The sequence below is a fragment of the Paenibacillus sp. S-38 genome (assembly GCF_049942825.1).
Classification (GTDB): domain Bacteria; phylum Bacillota; class Bacilli; order Paenibacillales; family NBRC-103111; genus Paenibacillus_G.
Genome location: NZ_CP187970.1, coordinates 4,516,325 through 4,538,963 on the forward strand (window position 1 = coordinate 4,516,325; position 22,639 = coordinate 4,538,963).

Below are 22,639 nucleotides of genomic sequence, written 5' to 3' on the forward strand. Positions count from 1 at the left end.
GCGTTATTCCATACCGGGAAAGGATTTATCCCGGCTTATTCTCCCTGCCCTTGGTTCTCTCCCCCCTGATCTCCTTCTCCCGTTTTCTTTTCCTGTCCGGAGCCCTCCTTCTTTTTCTCTTCCTTTTTGTCTCCTCCTTCATCTTTCTTGCCCTCTTCTTTCTTGTCTTCTCCGTCCTTGCCCTCTTCTTTCGTGCCTGCGCTTTCTTCCTTTTCCCCCCCTCCTTCTTCTCCCCCCTGCCCTTCGTCTTCTTTCCGCAGCTCCTGCATTTCCTTGTCGTGCTCTTCGGCTTCTTTCTTATCCTTGTTGCGCTCTTCCTCTTCCGGGCTCGGCTGCTGCTGCATCTTCATGTTCATCTGACCTCCGCAGCCTGACAGCAGAACCGCAAGGATGCAGAAGATGTGCAGGGTTTTGCGCAGTTCCAACTGGATCCCTCCATATTCCTCTTATGGTGATATCATCCCCTTTTTCGCGGCGAGTATGAATCGTCCGCCCCTTCTCCTGCCCGCATACATAATAAAGGGATTCAGGTGAAAGATAATCCTAAGAAGAAAATGGAACAGGAAAAATCGGACCCGTGTCTGGAGGCCCCGCAGTGAACAAAGTGATTCTATGGTCGACCTCCTGTATCTGTATCAGATGTGGCGAACCACAAAAGCTGCCGGCATTCTCATGACGGCAGCCTTCGACATGCAGCTTAACAGAGCACCTCTATCAGAAATCCGCCCGGGGCCTGCACATAGAATGTCCAGCCGTGGGATCTGACCGGGGGTTCCACCTCGTAGCCGTCCTCCTTCAAGCGGCGATTGATCTCGTTCACCCGTTCTTCACTCTCCTGGATGAAGCCGATATGGAAGCTCTTCGGATAGGAGACCGAAGCTCCCTTCATTAAGGTAAACACAAAACCGTCGTCGTCCGACAGTACGGCGAAGCCGTCGCCGCGGGTATGCCGCGTCTGCAGCCCGAAGTACTTTTCCAGGAACCCCCTGGCTGCCGTGACATCCGTAACCGTGAGATTGAGATGGTTCAGCTTCATCGCTTATGTCTCCTCCTTATCGTGATAAGCCCTCCCTTGAATTCAATATATTTCCATTCAGCTCTTTCTATGTAAGTTGACGATGTGCACAAAATATCCCCCGCAGGGGACACTGGGTATCCTCCTGCGGGAGATCTTATCTGGACGCGTATGCGATGAAACGGAGCCGGTTCGCTGACTTACTCCGCGGCCGTCCCCTGTGTTATCAGCCGCTCAATCTGCTCCATCTCCTGCGGAGTTAAGGGCCCGTGCTCCAGGGCTCCTGCGTTCTCCGTTACCTGCTGCACCGTACGGAACCCAGGGATCGGGATCGTCCATTCACTCTTGGCCCACAGCCAAGCGAGAGCCCCTTGGGTCAGCGTCCGGCCGCCCGAGGTCAGAAGGCCGCGGAGATCCTGCAGCCGCTCCGACATGCCCGGGGAAGGAACCCCGTCCTTGAAGTAGACCAGCCACTCCAGATCATTCCTCCGCCGGATATCCTTCGGATCTCCCACCTTGCTCGCCCCCGAGTATTTGCCTGTGAGCAGCCCCATGGCAAGCGGCCCGCGGTTAATGCTCGCCAGCCGGTGCTCTTCGCAGACCTCCAGCATCCGGGGATTCTCACGGAACAGGTTCAGCTCATGCTGGATCGCCGTGCACCGGCTGCCGCCCGCAAAGATCTCCGCCCGACCGGGATCATCCGTGGACCATCCGTAGCTGCGGATTTTTCCCTCCTGGGCCAAGGCCTCGAGCACCTCCATCACCTCCGGCGCCAGATGCTCCGGATAATCGCCGAGGTGAAACTGATACAAGTCGATATAGTCGGTCTGCAGTCTTCTCAGTGAAGCTTCACATGCCTTCCGGATATAAGCTGGACCGGCCTCCATACCGAAAGCCTCCTTGGTCAGCTCATTAGTCACATAGCCGAATTTAGTGGCTATGACCGCATCGCTCCGCCGGCCCTTCAATGCTTGGCCGATGACCGTCTCGCTGTGTCCCGCGCCGTAATTGTCCGAGGTGTCGATGAACGTGATCCCGCTGTCGAGGGCACAATGAATCGCATCGATCGACTCACGGTCACTCACTTCCCCCCATCCGAACGGCTTCCCAGTTGCCGCTTCGATCCAGGGTCCCCCGATCGCCCAGCATCCGATCCCGAGGGCACTCACTTCGATTCCCGATCTTCCCAATTGTCGTTTCATCACGGTATTCATCTCCTTTGATCTTATCTGCATCTTCAGTATAATTGGAACTATCGGCCATTCTAAGAGCCAAAAACCGGTTGATTCCGGGAACCAATTGGAGGTGGGGTTGCACATGTTCGGTTTCAGCCCGGCCGAAGGCGCCGGCTCCATGACCAAGCAGCTGTGCAGTCATCTGCGCGCACACATCGGGAACGGCACACTCCCCCCGGGCCTGCGCCTCCCGCCTACGCGCAGGGCCGCGCAGGAGCTTGGGATCGCGCGCAATATTGTGATCGAAGTCTATGAGCAGCTGACAGCGGAAGGGTACCTGATCACCCGGATCGGTGCAGGGACCTATGTAGCGAACAGCATAGAGCTTCGTAGTCCAAAGAGTGTTCCGCCGCAGCCGGCACCTGTACCTGCTCCTGTACCAAACCGCCATGCGGGCGATTGGATTGACTTTGACGCAGGCACACCGGATCTCCGGCACTTTCCACGCAAGCTGTGGAGCCAATATATGCGGGATGTAACCGCCAATGAGCCGGAGCATGTGCTCGACTACGGGGACTGCAGAGGGTCCGGAGCACTGAGAGAGACGCTGGTCCGTTATCTGTTCCGGGTGAAGGGCATCCGCTGCACGCCGGACCAAATCATCGTGACCTCCGGTACCTCGGAAGGATGCCTGCTCCTCGCCTCTGCTTTCGGGGACATGTTCCGTGCGGTCTATGTCGAAGAGCCGACGATAGGATTCATAGCGGACATCTTCAAGACACTCCATTATACCGTTCATCCTGTCGAGGTCGATGCCCAGGGCATGAACGTCGGGCAGATCGATCCCTCCGCTCCCCAGGGTCTGCTCATCCTTACTCCCTCGCACCAATACCCGACGGGCAGCATCCTCTCGATCCAGCGGAGGCAGCAGGCTGTCAAGTTGGCGGAGACCTACGGACATTATATTCTTGAAGACGATTACAACAGCGAGTTCCGGCACAAAGGCTCGCCCATCCCGCCGCTTCACCTTCTTGCACCCGACCGGGTCATCTATGCGGGCACATTCAGCAAAACCTTGTCCCCGGCCATCAAGCTGGGTTTTCTCATTGTGCCTCCCCATCTGGTGGATCGGATTCTTCAAACGAAAGCCGACCTGAACCTCTCTGCCTCGAGTCTGACGCAGATGGCCTTATCCCGATTCATCGAGGACGGCCACTTCGACCGGCACATCCATAAGATGAGGGCGATTTATCGGAAGAGACGCATCTTCTTAAAAGAGCAGGTTCAGCGCTTGTTCGGAGGGGAGACACAGGTTCTGGGGGATGAAGCGGGCATGCATGTCCAGCTGGTTTTTCGGCCGGAGGTGTATGGGAGCGTCGATTGGAAGGGCTGCGAAGCGTTCGGTGTCCGGTTGAGCTCCTTCGATGAGTATGCCCGGCGGCAGGGCCGGCATCCCGGGAAGATCGTACTCGGCTACGGGAAGCTGACGGAGGCGGATATCGCGGAAGGGCTGCGGAAGCTGCATGCGTTTGTACAGTCGGTGAAGTCCGTTTAGTGGCCGGTGCTGTGAATCTAGTGAAACGGCTTAGCGATAATATCCCGAGTTCCCACAAGTAGTCCCTTATTCAGCTCATCCTGCGGCTTATTCATGAAAATACCCCGCAGGAGACACTCGGGAAGTGTCTTCCTTGCGGGGTATTGCGGGTAGCCTGACACATGAGGGCATCAGAACGAGCTGAATTTGTCGTGAACCCGGGCCAGCATCTCTTTGCGCGTTTCATCCGTGGCTACTGAAGTGACGCCGCCGAACAGGAAGTGCTCCAAGACTTCGATGCCGCAGAAATCAAAGATGCCGCTCTCCGAGGTTTTCCTCAGCGCTTCGTTCATACCGCTCGTTTCATACACATCGCCGGGCGTACCGTACGTGTTGATGAGGATGCCTTTTTTGCCGGTGAACAGCTTGTCGATCCCGCCCTCGCTGTTGTATTGGTACGCGAAGCCGTAAGAGAAGGTCCGGTCCACATAGCCCTTGATGATCGCCGGAAGGCCCGTCCACCAGATCGGATAGATGAAGGTGATGACGTCCGCGTTAGCCAGATGCTCCTGCTCCGTCTTGATATCCGCCGGCGCCCTTCCTTCCCGGAGCGATGCCGTGTCTGTGGGGGTGAGCACGGGGTGGAAATTCAATTTATACAGATCGCGCACGCAGATCTCATGCCCTTTCGCCTTCAGGGCGGCTGTGACGGTGTCCAGGATGGCGTTGTTGAAGCTTCCTTGATGCGGGTGCGCATACACAATCAGGTGATTCATGGTTACTTTTCCTCCAGATACAGGTCCTACGGTAAGCTTCTCAAGGAAGCGTCCTGTCGATTAGTGGCTCCAGTATCATCCTTTCCACCTTTTCCCTTTCCCATTCCTCCCATCAGGTTTATTCCCGTCTGCAAAGCGCAGCCGTTCCGCCTTGGCCCCATGCATCAGGCCAAGCCCTGCGCCGGCGCTTCGTGAACAGCGGCCTGGCACATCTCATTCCCTATCTAACCGATCCCGGGAACGAGCCGCCCTTCTCCCATGCGTACCGCCGAGCTTCCCTCTGCAATGCTTCCCCCTGCTTTGCTTCCCAGGGTAATTCCCCGGATGATCTCCGCGTTGCCTTCCACATGTTCTTTGTTCAGCATCGTATCATGTCCGCCGAGGCCCTGGTATTCCCTCACGCTTCCGGTCGTCGCCGTTTGCCAATGGGCGTACTCCCGGTCATAGTCCCCTTCGACCGGCACGGTCGAGCGGAGCAGATGAATGTCGGCGTGCACGCTTCCGCTGTTCTCGAGCATGTAAAAGTACGTGAGGAACCCCTTCAGCCGGTCTTTATCTTTCTCCTTGAACTGATAATCCTGAAACACCGGATGCTTCATATAATGCCGGCAGAGCAGCTCGAGATCTTCTTCCGACGGCATGCCCGCGTCCTTCTTGCGGTAGCAGTCGAGCAGGATCAGGCGCGACACCGGATGTCCGGCCGCCTCCAGCGCCTTGACCGCCTCGAAAGCCAGGTGCCCCCCGGAGGAATAGCCGAGCAGGACATAGGGCCCTTCACGCTGGACGCCGGTGATCAGCTCTACATAATGCTCCATATGGTGCGGATGGTCGATATAATCGATGGAATAGACCGAGATGTCCTGCAGCTGCCGGCCGAGCTCATGATAGATCATGCCAAGCCCGCCCATCGGTGTAAAACAGAACAGCGGCGTGCGGTCCTTCTTATTCATGAGCATGATGGCCTTGGGCTCGGTTTTGTACCGGCCCATCAAGTAGGAAGCCATCCCCCGGGGAGAAGGCGATTCCATCATGACCGCCAGCGGCAGCTCCACACCGAAATCCTGATGGATCCGGGAGACGAGCATCATCGCCTTCAGGGAAGTGCCCCCCGCTTCGAAAAAATCGTCGGTCACCCCGATCCGCCGGTCCAGCAGCTCCTGGCAGAGAGCCGACAGGCGGTGCTCCCACTGGTTCTTAGCGGCGGTGTTCTTCCGCTCGATGAGCAGCCCTTCGGGCTGTGGAAGCGCATGGCGGTCAATTTTGCCGTTCGCCGACAGCGGCATTGCGTCCAGCCGGATGAAATGGGCGGGAATCATATACACCGGCAGCCGGGCAGAGCAGTGGTCCCGCAGCTGTTCTTCGCCGTCAGCTGCGGAGCCATCCGCCGGCACGTAATAGGCGCATAGCCGCTTGTCCTCGGGGGCAGCCTCATAGGCGGTTACCGCCGCGTCCCTGACATGGCGGCTGGCCCGCAGCACTTCTTCGATCTCACCTGGCTCGATGCGGTACCCCCGGATTTTGACCTGATCGTCCCCGCGTCCCGTATACTCCAGCCGGCCGTCCGGCAGCCACCGGGCGGTATCCCCGGAGCGGTACATGCGCTCCCCCGATTGGAACGGGTCTGCGGCGAATGCTTCCGCCGTCAAGTCCGACCGGTTCAGATACCCCCGGGCCAGCCCCGCTCCGGCGATCCACAGGTCCCCCTTCACGCCGACCGGCAGCAGCCTGAGCTGCTCATCCAGGATATAGATCCGGGCGCCGGGAATCGGCCGGCCGATGGAGAGCTTCCCGCCGGGCGCGATGTGCCGCTCGCAGGTCGTAATGATGCTGTTCTCCGTAGGGCCGTATTCGTCGGCAAGCTCGATGTGCGGGAACACCTCTCTGCTGCGCTCCACCAGCCGCTGCGGCAGCTTCTCCCCGCCCAGGGTAACAACCCGGAGCGAGGACGCCTCTTCCTCCCCGAGGCATTCCAGCAGCACGGCATACAGGCTCGGCACACATTCGATATGGGTCACTCCCTGTTCCTTAATCAGCTTGCGAAGCGCAAGCGGGTCCTTCGCCGCCCGGTCCGGCGCCAGCACGACCGCCGCGCCCGAGAGCAGGGGCGGGAGCAAACACGACAGGAACGCATCGAAGGCAAAGGAGTAGACCTGCAGCACCCGGTCCTCCGGACGGAAGCCGAATTCCCTCCGGCGCCACAGCATCGTATTCACGGCGCCCCGATGCTCGATCATCACTCCTTTGGGACGGCCGGTCGTGCCGGAGGTGTAGATCACATAGGCCAGATCGCCGAGACGACTGTGCGGCGGGAGCTCCTCCGCCTCTTCGCTTACCTCCAAGGACTCTTCCAGGAGCAGGGTCACGCCGTTCCAATCGCTGCCGGACAGGCCGCCGCCGGACAGCAGCAGCTTCGCCCCGCTGTCGTCCAGCATATACCGCTGGCGCTCTTCCGGATAATCCGGGTCGATGGGGACGAAAGCCCCGCCCGCCTTCCAGACGGCCAGCATGCCGGCGACCAGATCAGGAGACCGCACGGCACGAAGGCCCACGATCTCCTCGGACCGCACCCCTGCACTTCGCAGACGGAGGGCCAGCCGGTCCGCCCGCTGCTGAAGCTCGCGGTAGGTCACGCCCCTGCCTTCGAAGATCAGCGCCGGGAGGTCCGGCGTGCGGCGGACCTGCTCGTCGAAGAGCATATGCAGCGGCTTCGCCTCCTCCGCCGGTACAGGCTCACGGAAGAAGGACCGGAGCAGCCTTGCTTCCTCTCGCGGAGTCAGAATGCCGATCCGACTCACGGGATCGTGCTCCTGCAGCACCGCCGCATCTATTGTGTGCAGCAGCTGCGCCTTCAGCTGTTCGATAAACCAATCCTCATGCAGCCCGGGATGATAGCTGAATTTGATCTGTCCTTCCTCGGGATAAATATGAACGGTTAGGTGATAATTGATTTCCTCCGTATGAATCGCCGAGATCTCAAAGCCAAGATGCCTGCGGGATTCCTCCGGGTTCAGAGACTCGCGGTCGACCGGGAAGTTCTCGAATACGAGAAAGTGATCGATCCGGGCATGCTTCAGATCCGTTTCCTGCATGATGTCCCGGTAGGAGACATAATCATGCGGCATCGACTCCAGCGCACGCTGCTGCACTCCTTTCAGGCATTCGGCAAATGCTGCGTCCGGGTTCAACCGGATCCGCACCGGAATCGTATTGATGAGGAGTCCGACCATCCGCTCAATCCCCTCGATCGGGGCCGTCCGCCCGGAGACGATCGAGCCGAATACGATATCGTCAGAGCGGGTGTACCGCCTCATGACCAGCGCCCACACGGTTTGGAAGACGCTGTTGACCGTCACCTCATGCCGGCGTGCGAGCCCTTCGAGTCCCCGGCTGCGCTCTGCGCCGAGCTCGAACAGCACCTCCTTGACCGCTGCAGCGCCGGAGGATCTCAGGATGCCCTGTGGGGCGGCGGGAAGCGCCTCGGCCGCCCGGTACCCTTCGAAATAGGTCTTCCAATAACGGAGCGAGGCTTCCCTGGGCCGTTCCTGGAGCCAATCCAGATAGAGCCGGTACGGGACTTCTTCGCGCAGCGGGATGTCCTGGCCTTGTCTCAGCAGGCGGTATCCCTCCAGTAGGTCGCGGAAGAGATTGGAGAACGACCAGCCGTCCATGATGATATGGTGGTTGTTGAAGATGAACCGGTAAGCGGCCTCCCCCGTCCGGAAGACGGTTATTCGAAGGAGTAGATCCTTCGCCAGATCGAAGTCGCGGTCCTTGTTCGCCTGCTTCCACTGCGCCAGGAAGCGCTCCTGCTCCTCCGCCCCGAGTTCCGCGAGATCCTCGTAATGCAGGCGGAACTGCCGCTAATGGAGCACCACCTGTACCGGGCGCGCCATGTTCTGCTGGACGAAGACCGTTCTCAAGCTGTCGTAGCGCCGGATCAGCTCGTTCATGCTCCGTTCGAGGAGCGGCACATCCAGCTCCCCGAGCAGGTTCAATTCAATCTCCACAAAATACAGCCGGGATTCCTTATCCGCCAGCGAGGTATAGAACATCCCTTCCTGCGTCGGAGTCAGCGGATCGATTCGCTTGATCTTATCCCTCGGTTTCATCGCAGCCTCCTGTTCTCTGCGGGGACAGCCTCCTGCAGCCCCCGTGAATCATTATTCAATGGATTCGACAAGATCATAGAGTCCATCCAGCTCTTCCAGGGACAGGGACGCGTATCCGAGATCGCTCGGCGTCTCCTCGCTGTGCGGCTTCACGGAGCAGTGGCGGATGACCGCCAGCAGGTTCTCTCTTAGCTTCTCCAGCAGGGCTGCGATCGTCTCTTCCTTGTGAATCCGGCGGTTGTAATCCATAAGCAGGTGCAGGCAGCCTTCTTGCACATAAGCGGTGATAAGCACAACCGCCGTCCGTTCGGACTCCAGTGAAGTGAGCCGGCCGGTTGGCAGCGCCGATGCGCCGAAGTGCTCCCGCTGCAGGTCCCGGCCGATCTGCCCCAGGTAATTAAAGCAAACCTGCGGCCGGAGCCGGCACTCCAGTCCTTCTTTCAGCTCGTCGGGCGTCAAATATTTGAGAATCCCATAGCCGACACCGCCCTTAGGCACCTGACGAAGCTGTTCTTTGACCGACCGGATGCTGTAGGATAGGTCGTCTTCCCGGCTGATCTCGAGCACAACTGGATACTGCGAGGTGAACCAGCCGACCGTCCGGTTCACATTGACGCCCTTGATGATCGGCTCCCTGCCGTGCCCTTCCATCCCCAGCGTAATCCGGCCGGATGCCGTCCATTCCTTGAGGGTGAGCCCGGCGGCCGTCAGCAGAATGTCGTTGATCTCCGTTTTGTAAGCATGGTGGACCCCCTTCAGCAGAGCCTCGGTCTCCTCCCCGGTCAGCCGGGCGCTGAGCGTGCGCTCATCTATGGCCAGATTCTCGATCCCTGTGTAATCCTCCGGGATCGGCCGGCAGGGAATTTCCTCCACCGACTTCCAATAAGGAATCTGCCTGAGCAGCTCACTGCTTCTCGCATACTTCTGCAGCTCCCGGGCCCAGCGCTGGAAGGAATCGGTCTTGGCCGGCAGACAGATCTCCCGGCCCTCTGCGGCCTGTCCGTAAACCGCATCCAAATCCTCCAGCAGAATCCGCCAGGAGACCCAGTCCATGACGAGGTGATGGGCCACCAACAGGAGATGATCCCCGTCCTCCGCACGGAACAGAGCCGCCTTCCACAAAGAGCCCTGCTCGAGCTGCATGCTTTCGTGCAGGCGGTTGGCATGGACGGCCAATTCCTGCTCTGGAGGCAGGTTGCCGAGCAGCCGGATGACATGAAGCTCCGGCTCCCATTCCTCCACCGGCCGGTTGTACAACCCCGGCCCTCCCCTGTCCCACTTCGAGAGGACGGTACAGCGCAGGATGTCGTGATGCTCGGCGAGCTTGATCATCGCCTGCCGCAGGGCATTCTCATCGAATCCGTCCGCACGCCGGATGATGACCGCCTGATTCCAGTGGTCCGGTTCGGCGAACGCTTCCTCGAAGAACCAGCTTGTGATCGGCGTCTCCGCGATCGCTCCGGTGACGGGGAGCTGATCGGCGTAGGACGTGACGGGCTGGATATGGGCGATGAGATCCTTCAGCACCGGATGGATGAAGAGCTGCTTCATGTCGATCTCCCACCCCGACTTGTACAGGCGGGAAGCAATGCCGATCGCCATGATCGAGTCGCCCCCGAGCGAGAAAAAGTTGTCGTGGAGGCCGACGTCCGGTGCACCCAGCACCTCTTCCCAGACGGAGGCCATGAGCTTCTCGAGCTCGTTTTCCGGCGGAACGTACGCAGCCGCATTCCGGTCCAGCGCTGCAGGCTCCGGCAGGCGCTTCAGATCCAGCTTGCCGCTGGTGGTCAGCGGGAACTGCTCCACACGGATATAATGGGCCGGAATCATGTAGGAGGGCAGCCGCTCGAACAACAGCGCCCGGAGCTCCTCGCTGCCGATTTCCGTGTAGGAAGTGTAGTACGCACACAGCCCTGTACCGCCCGAAGACCGCCGGTACGGGGCCACGGCAGCCTTGATGACGCGGGGATGCTGCTGCAGCATCCATTCGATCTCGCCTCTCTCCACCCGGATGCCGTTGATCTTGAGCTGGTCGTCCCTCCGACCGAGATAGGCGATCGTGCCGTCCGGCAGCCATTTGGCATAATCGCCGGTGCGGTACAGCCGTCCGCCACCGAACGGGTTAGCGGGGAACCGCTTCGAGGTCTCCTCCGCGAGCCCCAGATACCCGCGGGCCAGATTGGCTCCGCCGACATACATCTCGCCCCTGACGCCCTCCGGAACGGGCTGCATCTGTGCGTCCAGAATGTATACCTGCGTATTGGCGATCGGCGAACCGATGCAGTGCAGCTTGCCCTCCGGCGTGAATTCGTGGGCCGTCACGAACACGGCCGTTTCGGTCGGTCCGTACAGATTGAGCATCCGTCTTCCGTCAAGCAGCCATCCGCTCACATCGAAGGAAATCACTTCACCTCCGGCAGCAACCGTACGCAGTGCCGCCGGCAGCTCCGTAGGCTTCAGGGTGGACAGGATCGGAGGCGTCAACAGGACCGCTGTCACCCGGTGCCGCTCAAGCAGCCCCCTCAGCGCTTCTCCCCCTGCGCGGGCTTCCGGGGAGACGAGGCACAGCGCAGCACCGGAGGAGAGCGGGCAGAACATCTCCAGGACCGACGCATCGAACGTCGGGGAGGCGAACTGAAGCATCACGCCGTCCTGGGCGCCCTTCAGTTCGAACAGCCCCATCGCTTCCTCGACCGCGTTGCAGATGCCCGCGTGCTCCATGGCCACTCCCTTCGGGGCACCCGTGGAGCCTGAGGTATACAGCACGTAGGCGAGTGTGCCGCCCTCCGCGGCGGATGGCGGGTTGCCGCCTTCCTCCGCATCGATTGAGGACCAGTCGCCATCCAGCTCCAGGACGAAGCTGAGCGTAGGGTGAGTGAGACGGACCGCGTCGTCCGTCACCGCATACCGCATCCCCGAACCGTTAACAATCCCCGAGACCCGCTCCTGCGGAAAATCCGGATCCATCGCGACGTACGCGCCGCCGGCCTTGAGAATGCCCAGGATGGCGGCGATCATCTGAGCAGACCGCTTCACGAGCAGGCCGACCAGGGTTTCGGCCCCGACGCCCGACCGCTTCAGGGTGTGAGCCACCTGGTTCGCCCTCCGGTTCAGCTCCGCATAGGTCAGCGAGACCTCCCCGTCGATGACAGCGGTCCGGTCCGGATGCAGCGCCGCCTGCTCTTCGAACCGGTGGTGCAGGCAGACCGCCGCCGGCACGCGTGCTTTCCGCTGCCGGTTTTCCGTCAGCTCCTTGAGCTCCTCCTCCCCCAGCATGGCCAGCTCACAGAGCGGCCGCTCCGGATGTTCAGCGATGCTCCGCAGCAGGCGGTCCCAATGAGCCGCCATCTGTTCGAAGGTTTCTTTGCGGAACAAATCCGGCGAATATTCCAGGAAGCCTTCGAGCCCGTGCTCCGTCTCCGACAACCCGATCGTCACATCGTATTTGGCCGTCTCCCCGTCGATCATCTCCGTACTGACCTCAAGACCCGGGAGCGTGAATTTCTCTTCCGGCACATCCACGTAGACGAACACCGCCTGCACCAGTGGATTGCGGCTCGGATCGGCGGGAATGCGCAGCTCATCGAGCAGCAGGCCGATCGGCATATCCCCATGCTTGTACACGGCCAGCGCCGTCTCCCGCACGCTGCGGAGCAGCTCCAGGAAATTCATGCGCCCGTCCATCCGGCTGCGAAGGGTGCCCATCGTCAGGAAATACCCCATTACCCGCTCGAGCTCCACACGGGAACGGTTCGCCAGAGGCGTGCCGACGAGAATATCGTCCTGTCCCGTGTACCGGAAGAGGAGCGTCTGAAAGGCGGCCATCAGGATCATGAAGGCGGTGGCGTTCTCCCCCTTGGCGATCCCCTTCAGCCGGTTCAAGATGTCTTGCGGCGTGCGCAGGAACACCCTCGCTCCCCGGTACGTCATGGCCGGCGGCCGCGGAAAATCCGTCTCGATGTCCAGGATCGTATCGCAGTCCTTCAGCTGCTCCTTCCAGAAGCTCAGGAGCCGCTCCCTATTCTCTCCCTGCAGGTACTCCCGCTGCCACTCCGCGTAATCCGCATACTGGACCGGCAGCTCCGCCAGCTCGGCGGTCCGCCCTTCCAGGGCCGCCTTGTAGTGGACCATCAGTTCCTCGAAGAAGATGCTGAAGGTGATCCGGTCAATGACAATGTGATGAATCGTAAGCGCCAGCATGGATTCCGTGTCCGAGAGGATAAAGAGCTTGAAACGGATCAGCGGCCCCTTCTCGAGATCGAACAGCTGCTGCACTTCCTCCCGGAGCCCTTCCTGTGCACGCGCCTCCCGTTCTTCCACCGGATAGGAGGACAGATCCGCCACAGGGACAGTAACCTGCAGCTCGGGAAGCACCCGCTGCAGCGGATCCACCCGGTCGAAGACCGTCCGCCACGCCTCATGCCGCCGGACAATCTCGTTGATCCCCTGCTCCAGAGCCCACAGATGAAGCATCCCCTTCAGGCGTGCGGCGCCGTACACATTGTAAGTAAACGACTCCGGATGCATCCGGTTGAAAAACCACAGCCGCTCCTGGTCGAAGGACAAGGGGCTGGGCCGGTTATGATTGCGTCTTGGAATGGCAGGCTGCAGGCCGGGAAGCTTCGCGGCGTCGAGCTGCTGCTCCTTCAGCTTCCGTTCGAATAAGGCCCGGTGCTCCGGTGACAGCTCTTTGATCCGGTCATGAATCGATTTCATCCTGTATCCTCTTCTCCTTTATAGAAAATCGCTCCTTCAATCCGCTCAAATGCTCCAGGCTCTCACGGACGGCGGCATGATCCACCCCGAAGTCGATCAGGCACGCGATCTCATTGACGCCGATATCCCTGAGCGTCTCCACCAGCTTCGCGCACTTGTCCGGGGTGCCCAGCAGCCCGCTTTCCTCGTAGTACAGCTCGAACGCCCGGGAGACAATCACCTCCAGATCCGCTTCCGACAGGGTCGCGTAATCGTTCAGGATGTTCCGCTGCTGGCTGATAAACGTCTTGAGATAGGCCTTCAGCGGAGCGGCCACCTTGCTCTTGACCACTTCATTGCTCTCCCCGAGGCAGGTATGCAGCATGAGCGCGACCTTCCTCGAATCCGGATCATAGCCGGATTCGCGAAGCGTCTCGCGGTACATCGCAATCTTCTCCTCGAGCTCGGCGAACTTGCTGCCGGTGATCCCGGTCAGGATGTGGGCACCGATCCGGCCCGCCTCCCGGTACGTCTCCGTACTGCCGTTGGTCGCGATCCACACATCCAGCGGAGCACGGACCGGCCTAGGCAGCGTCCGCACGGCATGAACCGCCCCCGCAGCGTCCGTATACTCCAGCGTCTCGCCGTTCCACAGGCGCCGGACCTCGCCGATCGCCCGGAGCATCTCCCCTTTGCGGTCCGCGTAGTATTCGGGAGTCTGCACGGGGGCGAGCAGAAAATCCGCCGGGTGCCATCCCGTCGCGAAGGCGACGGAGACGCGGCCGCCGGACAGATTGTCGACGACGGCCCATTCCTCCGTGAACCGGATCGGGTGGTGAAGCGGCAGCACGACGCTGCCGGCCCGGATCTCCACCCTGCGGGTCAGCACCGCCAGCGCCGCACTCAGTACCGACGGGTTCGGGTACAGCCCCCCGAAATCCTCGAAGTGCCGCTCGGGCGTCCACACGGCGGCAAACCCGTGCTCGTCCGCGTAAGCTGCGCTCTCAAGCAGCAGCCGGTACTTCTGCCCCTCTTCCGTAGATCCGTCGCCGGAGAAGAAGAATAGGCTGAAGTCCATCGTCTCCTCCCTCCGGCTCCTTTTCGGCACGAAGGCCGGTTCCGCCCCCGTCGGGCGGCCCCCTTGGCCCGACTGCCGCCGGTCATCCAGCGGCACGGCTTCCAGTCCCTGTTCCTTGAACCTCCGGGCGAGCAGTTCACGCTGCGCGGGCGACAAGGCTGCCCATCTGTCCTGCAGGCTGCTGGTCATAGCGTATCCCCTCCTTGTCGACTAAGCTTTCTCCAGTGCCTGTATCAGCTCTTCCTGCGACATCGATTCGACTTCCCTCAGCAGGCGTTCGATCTCCTCCAGCTGCTCCCGGTCCGCCTGCGTCGATGCAACCGCCTCAGCCAGCTCGGCAATCGTCGGCGACTGGAACAGAATGTCCATGGGAATTCCGCCGTGGAAGGTCTGCCGCAGCCGAGCTACGAGCTGGATCGAGTGCAGGGAATTGCCTCCGAGTTCGAAGAAATTCTGATGAATCCCGATGCCGCTGACGCCGAACATCGTCTCCCACATCCCGGCGAGCGTCCGTTCCACCTCATTTCTTGGCGCAGTTCGTTCGGCAGGCTCCTCCGGTAATGGGGCGGCAGGGGCCGCTGCCCTTCCCGGCTCGTGAAGGGATGCCCAGGATTTCCTTGCCTCCTCAAAGTGCTGTGTGGACACGACCGCCTGGGGCAGTCCGGCGGCGGTCAGCCCTTCGATGGCCCGAAGCCCTTCCCAAGCGGAGAGGCCGAAGGCCGACTGCAGGTTCTCCAGCTTCTCCCGGATCCCCTGCGGAATGCCGGCCATCCGCTCCAGCCAGACATCCTCCTGCCACATGCTCCAGCTGATGGAGACCACCGGCAGACCGGCTGCCGACTGGGCTCTCGCCCAGGCATCCAGGAAGGAGCCGTAGGCGCACAAATCCAGCTGCCCGATGCCCCCCGTAATCGAGATCGTCCGCGAGAAGAGTACTATGAATCCGGCCCGGTCCCGCAGCAGGGAGGAAAGCACCGTCAGTCCAAGCACGTGCGGGGCCAGGATCTCTACGGTCTGTGCAGGGTCCTTCCACTGCATCAAACCGGAGCTGTAAGGCTCGGATGCAAACAGCACTCCGTCGATGCGCCCGAACCGGGCTTCCGCCAGCTGCAGGACGAGGTCCGTTTGGCTCTCATCCGTCAGATCCGGCGCAGCATACAGGATGCGGGAGCCGGACGATTCCAAGGCCCGGATCCGGGTAATGACGTCCTTGGTGCCTGCGGGGACCGATGCATCCTCCAGGCATGAATCCCATGCTTCCGGCGGCGGAAAGGACGGGTCTCCGAGCAGGATGAAGGACGCCTGGACTTCCCGGGCAACCGCTTCACAGACCGGCAGTCCCATGCCGCCTGCCGCCCCGGTAACCAGATAGACACCTCCGCTGTGGAACAAACCTCTGTGTTCTCCGATTCCGGGAAGTCTCACTTCCTCATAGGAAGGGGTATAGCGGAAGGGTCCCCGGTAAGCCGTCACAAAGTCGGACGCATCTGCAACGATCTCATGGGCCAGCTGCTGAAGAAGCTTCCGCCCGAGGGCGCTATCTGGGCGATGGAGGCCTGCTGCCCCGCCGGGCTCGACATCGATCAGCCGGGTGCGGAGCTGCCCATACTCCTGCGGCATCACCCGCAGGGCGCCCAGCAGCGCGGCCCGCTCCGGGCGAATGACCGGCTCGTGGGCCACCTGCAGCAGCCGGGATGTCACCGCAATGAGCTCCACCGGCTGAACGGCTTCCTGCATCCCCAGCGCCTGCGCCAGGGAGATCAGACTGTGCAGCCCGCTGCTCTGGGCTGCCTGGTAATCATCCTTAAGGGAGGATGCGTTCTCCTCAGGCGGTGCATCCGTGTTCCAAAGGTGCACGATTTTGTCCGGCAGCCTTCCGAAGGCCGAGCGAACTCTGCGCAGGAGATCTTCATACGCCTGCGCTCCGTCCGACGCGAGCACGAACCGGTCTTTGCCGTCATGCCCTTCTCCACTTTCGACGAGGACGGCTTCGCCCCCCTGGTGGACGAGCTCCTCCCGAAGCGCCCCGGCAAGTCCTCCCCGATCGGCAAACAGCAGATACAGCGGCAGCTGCACCGTGTCACCGGCGGTCCGGCCTGCCTGAAGCGGGGTCATCTTCCAGACCGGTGCATAGAACCATTCTTCCATCGGTCTCCGGTCTGCTCCCGCCGTCTTGGCCTCGGTCTCCGCTGATTCCCTCTTCGGCAGATAGTAGGTCTGGCGTTCGTATGGATAAGTGGGCAGGGGAACCCGGCGGCCTTGCCGGTCACGGTAGAGCGCCGCCGGGTCCGCAGCTCCGGCACACCACAACGCGCCGACGGCCTGCAGCAGGCTCGCGTAGGAAGACTGGCCCGATGCAGCGGAGGGCAGCGCGGAATAAATTCCGGCATGACGCCCGGCATCCGTGCCAAGAATTCTCTTGACCATCGAAGCCAAGGCCTGTCCCGGACCTACCTCGAGGTATACGGCCCCCTCGAAGCTGCCGGCAAGGGAGGCGATGCCTTCGGCGAAGCGGACGGTCCGTCGCAGATGCAGTCCCCAGTACCGCGGATCGACCGCATCCTCCGGCGCGATCCATGTCCCCGTTACGTTGGAGATATAGGGCAGCCGGGGAGCTTGGAGCCGGATGCTCTTCATTGTCTCGGCGAAGGCATCCAGGCAGTCCTCCATCATATGGGAGTGAAAGGCATGCGAAGTCTGCAGCCGCTTGAATGCAACCCCATCTGCACCCAAATAAGCCTCCAGGCGCTCCATATCCTCGATGCTGCCTGCCGCCACGCAGGACTCCGGCATATTCACTGCTGCAATGGAGATCCGTACCCCTGCAGAAGCGGCGGCGGTCAATAGGCTCTCCTCCGGCAGCTGGCAGGCGGTCATCGCCCCTCTCTCCAGCTGCTGCATCAGCTGCGCCCGCGCGCAAACCACTCTTACGGCATCCTCGAGGGACATGACTTCCGCCATGCAGGCGGCGGTGAACTCGCCGATGCTGTGGCCGATCATCGCCCTCGGGCGGATGCCCCAGGCTTCGAGCTGCTTGGCGAGGGCATATTCCAGGCTGAAGAGCGCCGGCTGGGCATGAACCGTCTGGCGCAGCTCGGCAGCGGCCCGGTCCGCTTGGTCCGGTGCCGGTAAAAGCAGCTCGCGGAAGTCAGCGCCGGTATAGGCTTGGGCCAGCTCTGCACAGCGGTCAAGGAGCTGACGAAACACCGGCGCATACCGGTACAGGTCCGCCCCCATGCCGGGATGCTGGGTCCCCTGACCGGAGAAGAGGAAGATCACGCCGGTGTCCCCCCCGGCAGCCCCCTCTCCGCTCCCGCTGCGTGGAGAAGCAGACAGGCTGTCGCTGAGCAGGGCCAGGAGCTCGTCGCGTGTGGATGCAGTCACGGCGTTGCGCTGCCCGAAGGCGGCTCTGCCCGCTGCGAGTGTATATGCAATGTCCGGCAGCCCGGCTTCCCCGTCACGCTTCAGGAAGCCAATCAAGTCCTGCGTTCTCTGGCGAAGGGCTCCCTCCGTACGGGCAGAGATCACGAACAGGTGCGGCTCCGCCCCGGACGCCTCCTTCTCGGCACGCCTGCCTGGGCCGGGCGCCTCTTCGAGGACAACATGCGCATTCGTGCCGCCCATCCCGAACGAGCTGACGCCTGCGCGGAGCGGACGGCCTTCTCCAGGCTGCCATGGCCTAAGCTCACTGTTCACATAGAAAGGAGAACTCTCCAGAGCAAGCTCCGGATTCGCCTCCCGGAAGTGGAGGCTTGGCGGAAGTGTCCGGTGCTTCAGGCAGAGGACCGTCTTGATCAGCCCGGCGATGCCGGCCGCACTGTCGAGATGGCCCAGGTTCGTCTTTACCGAACCCAAGGCACAGTACTGGCGCCGGTCCGTATGGGTGCGGTAAGCGTCGGTCAAAGCGGCGACCTCGACCGGGTCACCGAGAGCCGTACCCGTGCCATGGGCTTCGACATAAGTGACCGTGGAGGCGTCCACCTCGGCCACCAGCAGCGCCTCACGGATCACCTCGCTCTGCAGCCCGATGCTGGGCGCCGTGTATCCGATTTTGTTCGATCCGTCGTTATTGACCGCGGTTCCCCGGATGACGGCCAGCACGGTATCCCCGTCGCTCAGCGCGTCCTCCAGGCGCTTCAGCAGCACGGCTCCGCCGCCGCTGCCCACCACGGTCCCCCGGGCCTCCGCGTCGAACGCCCGGCAGTGCCCGTCCGGCGCGAGAATGCCGCCCTCCTGATAATCGTACCCTTCCGTCTGGTCAGCCTTGACGGATACGCCGCCCGCCAGCGCCATGTCGCATTCGTAGGTGAGCAGGGCCTGGCAGGCCAGATGCACGGCGACCAGCGAAGAGGAGCACGCCGTCTGAACGGCGATGCTCGGCCCCCGCAGATTCAGCTTGTACGATACCCGGGTCGTGAGGAAGTCCGGTCCGCTGCCGATCGCGCTCTGGAACGAGCCCAGCGCTTCGACGAGCTCCGGATGGCTCTCCACATGCTTCAGGTAGCCCGATTGGCCGCTACCCGCATAGACGCCGACCTTCCCTGTACAGCGTTCAGGCGGATAGCCGGCAGACTCCAGCGCCTCGTAGGCGCATTCGAGGAACACCCGGTGCTGCGGGTCCGTCATTTCCGCCTCGCGGGGGGACATGCCGAAGAACGCCGCGTCAAACGCGGCCGCCTGCTCCAGCACTCCCGCCGCATGGATGCGTCCCTCCTGCGGCTCCTTGAAGAAGGTGACGGACTCCCGCCCGGAGACCAGATTGTCCCAGAACTGCTCCAAGGTCGATGCCCCGGGGAACCTTCCGGCCGCCCCGATTATGGCCACGCCGTGGACGGCCGGCTCTTTATGCTCTTCGGTCATTGTTCTCTTCCCTTCCTTCGAAGTCGTTTCTGTCTCTCCATTTCGGCTTTGCGGGTTACTGTCAGCCCTGGAGCCGTGAGGTTCTCCCGCCGTTCCGGAGCCTCCTCCACAGGGGCTGCGCCGTTTTTCAGCACGGCCAGATGCAGGGCCAGGGACTGAATCGTCGGGTACCGGAACAGGTCCGGAACGGAGAGTGAGAAGCCCCACTTCTCCCGGACCCGGCGGTGCAGGTGAAGCAGACGGAAGGAGTCCCCTCCCCGATCAAAGAAGTTATCCGTCAGTCTAAGGGAGCTGCACCCGAGTGCTTCCCTCCAGATCTCGGCCAAGGCCGATTGAAACTCATCATCGAAGGGCGCAGCCTCTTCCGGAGGCTTCTCCTCCCCCGTGTGTACACTCAAGCGCGCGCGGTCCACCTTGCCGCTCGCGGTAAGCGGCAGCTCGCTGAGGAACCGCAGCCGGTGAGGCACCATATAACGGGGCAGCCTCTCCCGCAGCCATTCCCGCAGCACTTCGGTGTCCGGCTTGGGCGAACCGCCCCCTACGATATAAGCGGACAAAACCTCACCTCCCCCCGGCTCCTCCCGTGTTACGGTCACACAGGCCTGAACCACGTGCGGGTGCGCCTCCAGTACGGCTTCGACTTCTTCGAGCTCCACCCGGTGTCCCCGCAGCTTCACCTGATGGTCCGTCCGGCCGCAGTACTCGATACAGCCATCCGGGCTGTATCTCGCCCGATCCCCTGTCCGATAGGCCCGGACCGGCCCGCTGAAGCCCTCCCCCAGCTCGAGCTGTATGAAGCGCCCTGCGGTCAGCTCCGGCCGGTTCCGGTATCCCCGTGCCAGAGCCGGGCCGCCGATATACAGCTCGCCGGTGATCCCCGGCGGCACGGGCTGCAGGTTCTCGTCCAGCAGATAGATCTGCGACCTGCCGAACGGCCTCCCGATAGGAAACGGCCGTTCTTCCTCGTACTCCTGGTACGTCGCCCAGACGGAGGCTTCCGTAGGCCCGTAGCCGTTGATCAGCCTGCGTCCCTCTCCCCAAGCGGCCGCCAGTTCGTCCGGGCAGGCTTCCCCGGCGGTGACTACCGTATGCAGGCCTGCGGCGTACTCCTGCCAGTCAGGCTCCATCGCCAATTGGGTCAGCACGGAGGGTGTCAAGCAGGCGGTATTTACTTTGCTGTCACGGATCAGCCTCAGGAGCGGTTCTCCGGGCAGCAGCGCTTCCCGTGGCTCCACCACAAGCGTGCCCCCATGGCAGAGAACGGGGAAGATCTCGGCTACGGACGCGTCGAAGGAGCTGGAGGCAAACTGCAGCATTCTTGTCGATCCCGATAAGCCCATTACGCGTCCCTCGGCTCCAATCAGGTGAGCCAGCCCGCGGTGTTCGATCTCGACGCCCTTGGGCTGCCCGGTCGTCCCGGAGGTGTAGATCAGATAGGCGAGCGACCCGGCGGGAGGCTCGGGAAGAAGGCTGCCCTGGCAGGCTTCCATGCCGCTGAGCATCCCCTCCAGCGTGAGGATTCGGGTCCCTTCCCCCCATGCGTGCATGCCGTCAGAAGCAAGCCGCTCTACCGTCGCTTCATCCGAGATCAGCAGCCTCGCACCAGAGTCCTGCAGCATATAACGAATCCGATCCTCGGGATAATCGGGATCAACCGACAGGTAGGCCCCGCCGGCCGTCATGACGGCAAGCATCGCTGAGATCAGCTGCACGCCCCGGGGGAGCAGCAGCGCCGCCGTATCCTCCGGCTTCAGCCCGTGATGCCGAAGCACACCCGCCAGCAGCTCCGACCTCTCCGCCAGTTCCCGGTAGGTCACGCACGCTCCGCCCCACTCCACCGCCGCAGCGTCCGGCGTGCGCCGGACCTGCTCCCGGAAGAGCCCGATCACCGTGTCGTCTGCGGAAGACTCATCCGGTGAGGCATTGAAGTCAACCAGGATGCGCCGCCTCTCCTCAGCGGATAGGACCGGCAGCTCCGCCAGCCGCAGCGAAGGATAGGCAGCAGCCGCTTCCAGCAGCCTCATGAAGCGGCCGCCCCAATCCTTTATCTGCTCTTGCTCGAACGTGGCGAGCTTGTATTCCAGGATCACGCCGTAGGACTGCTGCGCGCCATAATCTTTGATATGCACGACCAGCTCCTCATCGAGCATCCCGCTGAAGAGGGGCTCGAGGTCGAAGGGGATCCCCTCCTCCTCCCCGCTGTCCATCATCTGGAACTCGATCCCCACCTGATAGACCTTCCCCAGGTTCGGATGCTTTTCCCTCAATTTCGCAACGAGGTGATTGAACGGATACTTTTGATGGCGCAGCAGTCGCGTATACTGTCTGGATACGGACCGGCAGTGCTCCATGAAGCTGCTCCCCGGCTCCGACCGGTGCCGGATGGCCAGGGTATTCGCGAACATCCCGTAGGTGGCTTTGTCCGCCGGATGGGTCCGGTTCGATGTGATGCCGCCGAGCGTGAGATCCCGCCGGCCCGTCAGCCGGTAGAGCCAGACATACGCCGCTGCAAGAAAGAAGTGATAGGCCGTTATCCCGGCATCACTGCAAAAGCGGTCGATCTGCGACCGGAGGCCGGGACCGATCACGGTCTCCCATCGGCCGCTCTGCAGAGAGGTGCCGCTCCATTCCGGCACCGGGAACAGGGGCTCCGGCTGGCCCTCGAACTGCTCTTCCCAGAAACGGGCATCGAGCTCATACCGCCCGGATTCGAGATAACTTCTCTCCCGTTCCACCGCATCGGTGTATACGGGCTTCTCTTCGGAGGGGATGTCCGCCCCCTGGCTGAGCTCCAGATAGATCCGGGCAATCTCGCGCCCGGCATAAGTGAGTGCGGCTCCGTCCGCGTGAATATGATGGGCTTTGATATACAGCCAGGTCTCGGAGGGAGCAATCCGCAGAATCGTGAACCGGGTAAGGAACCCGTCATCCAGATTGAAGAGCAGACGAAGATCCCCGGCGGCCCAGGCTCTCGCCGCTTCGGCGGGATCGGACTCCTTTTGATAATCGAGAACCGGGATGCAGGGAGTCAGCGCGTGCTGAAGATACTGCCGTGGCGTATAGCGCCGTGGATCTCCGCTGTGCTGTGGGGTTAGCACGAGCCGCAGCGACTCATTCTCGCGAATAAAAAGCAATATGGCTTGCTCAAGCAGGCCGGTCTGTACAGGGGCACGAAGTTTTAACAAGAGTCCGATGTTCATCAAGCTGGAATGGGAATGCAGCTGCTGCATGAACCATACGCGCTGCTGCGCATTCGTAAGCGAATACATTTCCGGTGAAACGGTGGTGTTCATGTGCTCCTCCCTGATCTTTCCTTGGGCATTCTGCCGCTATCGGCGTAGGGATCAACATGTTAGTAGAAGGCAGTGATGGATGAGATAGACGAGATGGGTGAGTT

10 protein-coding genes and 1 pseudogene are annotated in these 22,639 nt (G+C 61.7%); 1 reads left to right on the forward strand and 10 read right to left on the reverse strand.

The features are described 5' to 3' along the window. Positions 1–35: 35 nt before the first annotated feature. The 3 genes from ACP26L_RS20090 to ACP26L_RS20100 form a co-directional block, all read right to left on the reverse strand. Positions 36–425, reverse strand: coding sequence for a hypothetical protein (locus tag ACP26L_RS20090; RefSeq protein ID WP_426445758.1), 390 nt, complete (start codon positions 423–425; stop codon positions 36–38). Positions 426–697: 272 nt separating this feature from the next. Then, positions 698–1,036 (reverse strand): VOC family protein, encoded by a 339-nt coding sequence (locus tag ACP26L_RS20095; protein WP_426445760.1) that lies wholly within the window; start codon positions 1,034–1,036, stop codon positions 698–700. Between the two features lie 179 nt (positions 1,037–1,215). Then, the gene (locus tag ACP26L_RS20100) at positions 1,216–2,220 is read right to left on the reverse strand and encodes an aldo/keto reductase (RefSeq protein ID WP_426445762.1); all 1,005 of its coding nucleotides are present in this window, start codon (positions 2,218–2,220) and stop codon (positions 1,216–1,218) included. Between the two features lie 112 nt (positions 2,221–2,332). Here ACP26L_RS20100 and ACP26L_RS20105 point away from each other — a divergent pair, with 112 nt between their 5' ends. Beyond that, positions 2,333–3,745, forward strand: coding sequence for a PLP-dependent aminotransferase family protein (locus tag ACP26L_RS20105; protein ID WP_426445763.1), 1,413 nt, complete (start codon positions 2,333–2,335; stop codon positions 3,743–3,745). Positions 3,746–3,915: 170 nt separating this feature from the next. On the opposite strand, the gene ACP26L_RS20110 is transcribed toward ACP26L_RS20105, so the two are convergent. The 7 genes and pseudogenes from ACP26L_RS20110 to ACP26L_RS20140 form a co-directional block, all read right to left on the reverse strand. Beyond that, positions 3,916–4,500, reverse strand: coding sequence for an NAD(P)H-dependent oxidoreductase (locus ACP26L_RS20110; protein ID WP_426445764.1), 585 nt, complete (start codon positions 4,498–4,500; stop codon positions 3,916–3,918). Between the two features lie 224 nt (positions 4,501–4,724). Beyond that, entirely contained in the window at positions 4,725–7,196 is a 2,472-nt protein-coding gene (locus tag ACP26L_RS20115; protein ID WP_426455021.1) for an amino acid adenylation domain-containing protein, read from the reverse strand. Positions 7,197–7,259: 63 nt separating this feature from the next. Continuing rightward, positions 7,260–8,609: pseudogene (locus tag ACP26L_RS20120) on the reverse strand (condensation domain-containing protein); the annotation flags it as partial. Between the two features lie 51 nt (positions 8,610–8,660). Then, entirely contained in the window at positions 8,661–13,325 is a 4,665-nt protein-coding gene (locus ACP26L_RS20125; protein WP_426445765.1) for an amino acid adenylation domain-containing protein, read from the reverse strand. Next, entirely contained in the window at positions 13,309–14,571 is a 1,263-nt protein-coding gene (locus ACP26L_RS20130; RefSeq protein WP_426445767.1) for a MupA/Atu3671 family FMN-dependent luciferase-like monooxygenase, read from the reverse strand. The genes ACP26L_RS20125 and ACP26L_RS20130 overlap by 17 nt, the downstream gene beginning before the upstream one ends. 21 nt (positions 14,572–14,592) lie before the next feature. After that, positions 14,593–19,242, reverse strand: a complete 4,650-nt coding sequence (locus tag ACP26L_RS20135; RefSeq protein ID WP_426445769.1) for a beta-ketoacyl synthase N-terminal-like domain-containing protein — start codon at positions 19,240–19,242, stop codon at positions 14,593–14,595. Beyond that, entirely contained in the window at positions 19,239–22,535 is a 3,297-nt protein-coding gene (locus ACP26L_RS20140) for a non-ribosomal peptide synthetase (protein ID WP_426445770.1), read from the reverse strand. The genes ACP26L_RS20135 and ACP26L_RS20140 overlap by 4 nt, the downstream gene beginning before the upstream one ends. Positions 22,536–22,639: the final 104 nt, after the last annotated feature.

What these genes read in the sequence shown, in the direction of transcription:
- ACP26L_RS20115 (WP_426455021.1), bottom strand. Translation starts at nt 7,196, where the DNA reads ATGCTCTTCGACGAGCAGGTCCGCCGCACGCCGGACCTCCCGGCGCTG.
- ACP26L_RS20105 (WP_426445763.1), top strand. Translation starts at nt 2,333, where the DNA reads ATGTTCGGTTTCAGCCCGGCCGAAGGCGCCGGCTCCATGACCAAGCAG.
- ACP26L_RS20095 (WP_426445760.1), bottom strand. Translation starts at nt 1,036, where the DNA reads ATGAAGCTGAACCATCTCAATCTCACGGTTACGGATGTCACGGCAGCC.
- ACP26L_RS20130 (WP_426445767.1), bottom strand. Translation starts at nt 14,571, where the DNA reads ATGACCAGCAGCCTGCAGGACAGATGGGCAGCCTTGTCGCCCGCGCAG.
- ACP26L_RS20125 (WP_426445765.1), bottom strand. Translation starts at nt 13,325, where the DNA reads ATGAAATCGATTCATGACCGGATCAAAGAGCTGTCACCGGAGCACCGG.
- ACP26L_RS20110 (WP_426445764.1), bottom strand. Translation starts at nt 4,500, where the DNA reads ATGAATCACCTGATTGTGTATGCGCACCCGCATCAAGGAAGCTTCAAC.
- ACP26L_RS20140 (WP_426445770.1), bottom strand. Translation starts at nt 22,535, where the DNA reads ATGAACACCACCGTTTCACCGGAAATGTATTCGCTTACGAATGCGCAG.
- ACP26L_RS20135 (WP_426445769.1), bottom strand. Translation starts at nt 19,242, where the DNA reads ATGACCGAAGAGCATAAAGAGCCGGCCGTCCACGGCGTGGCCATAATC.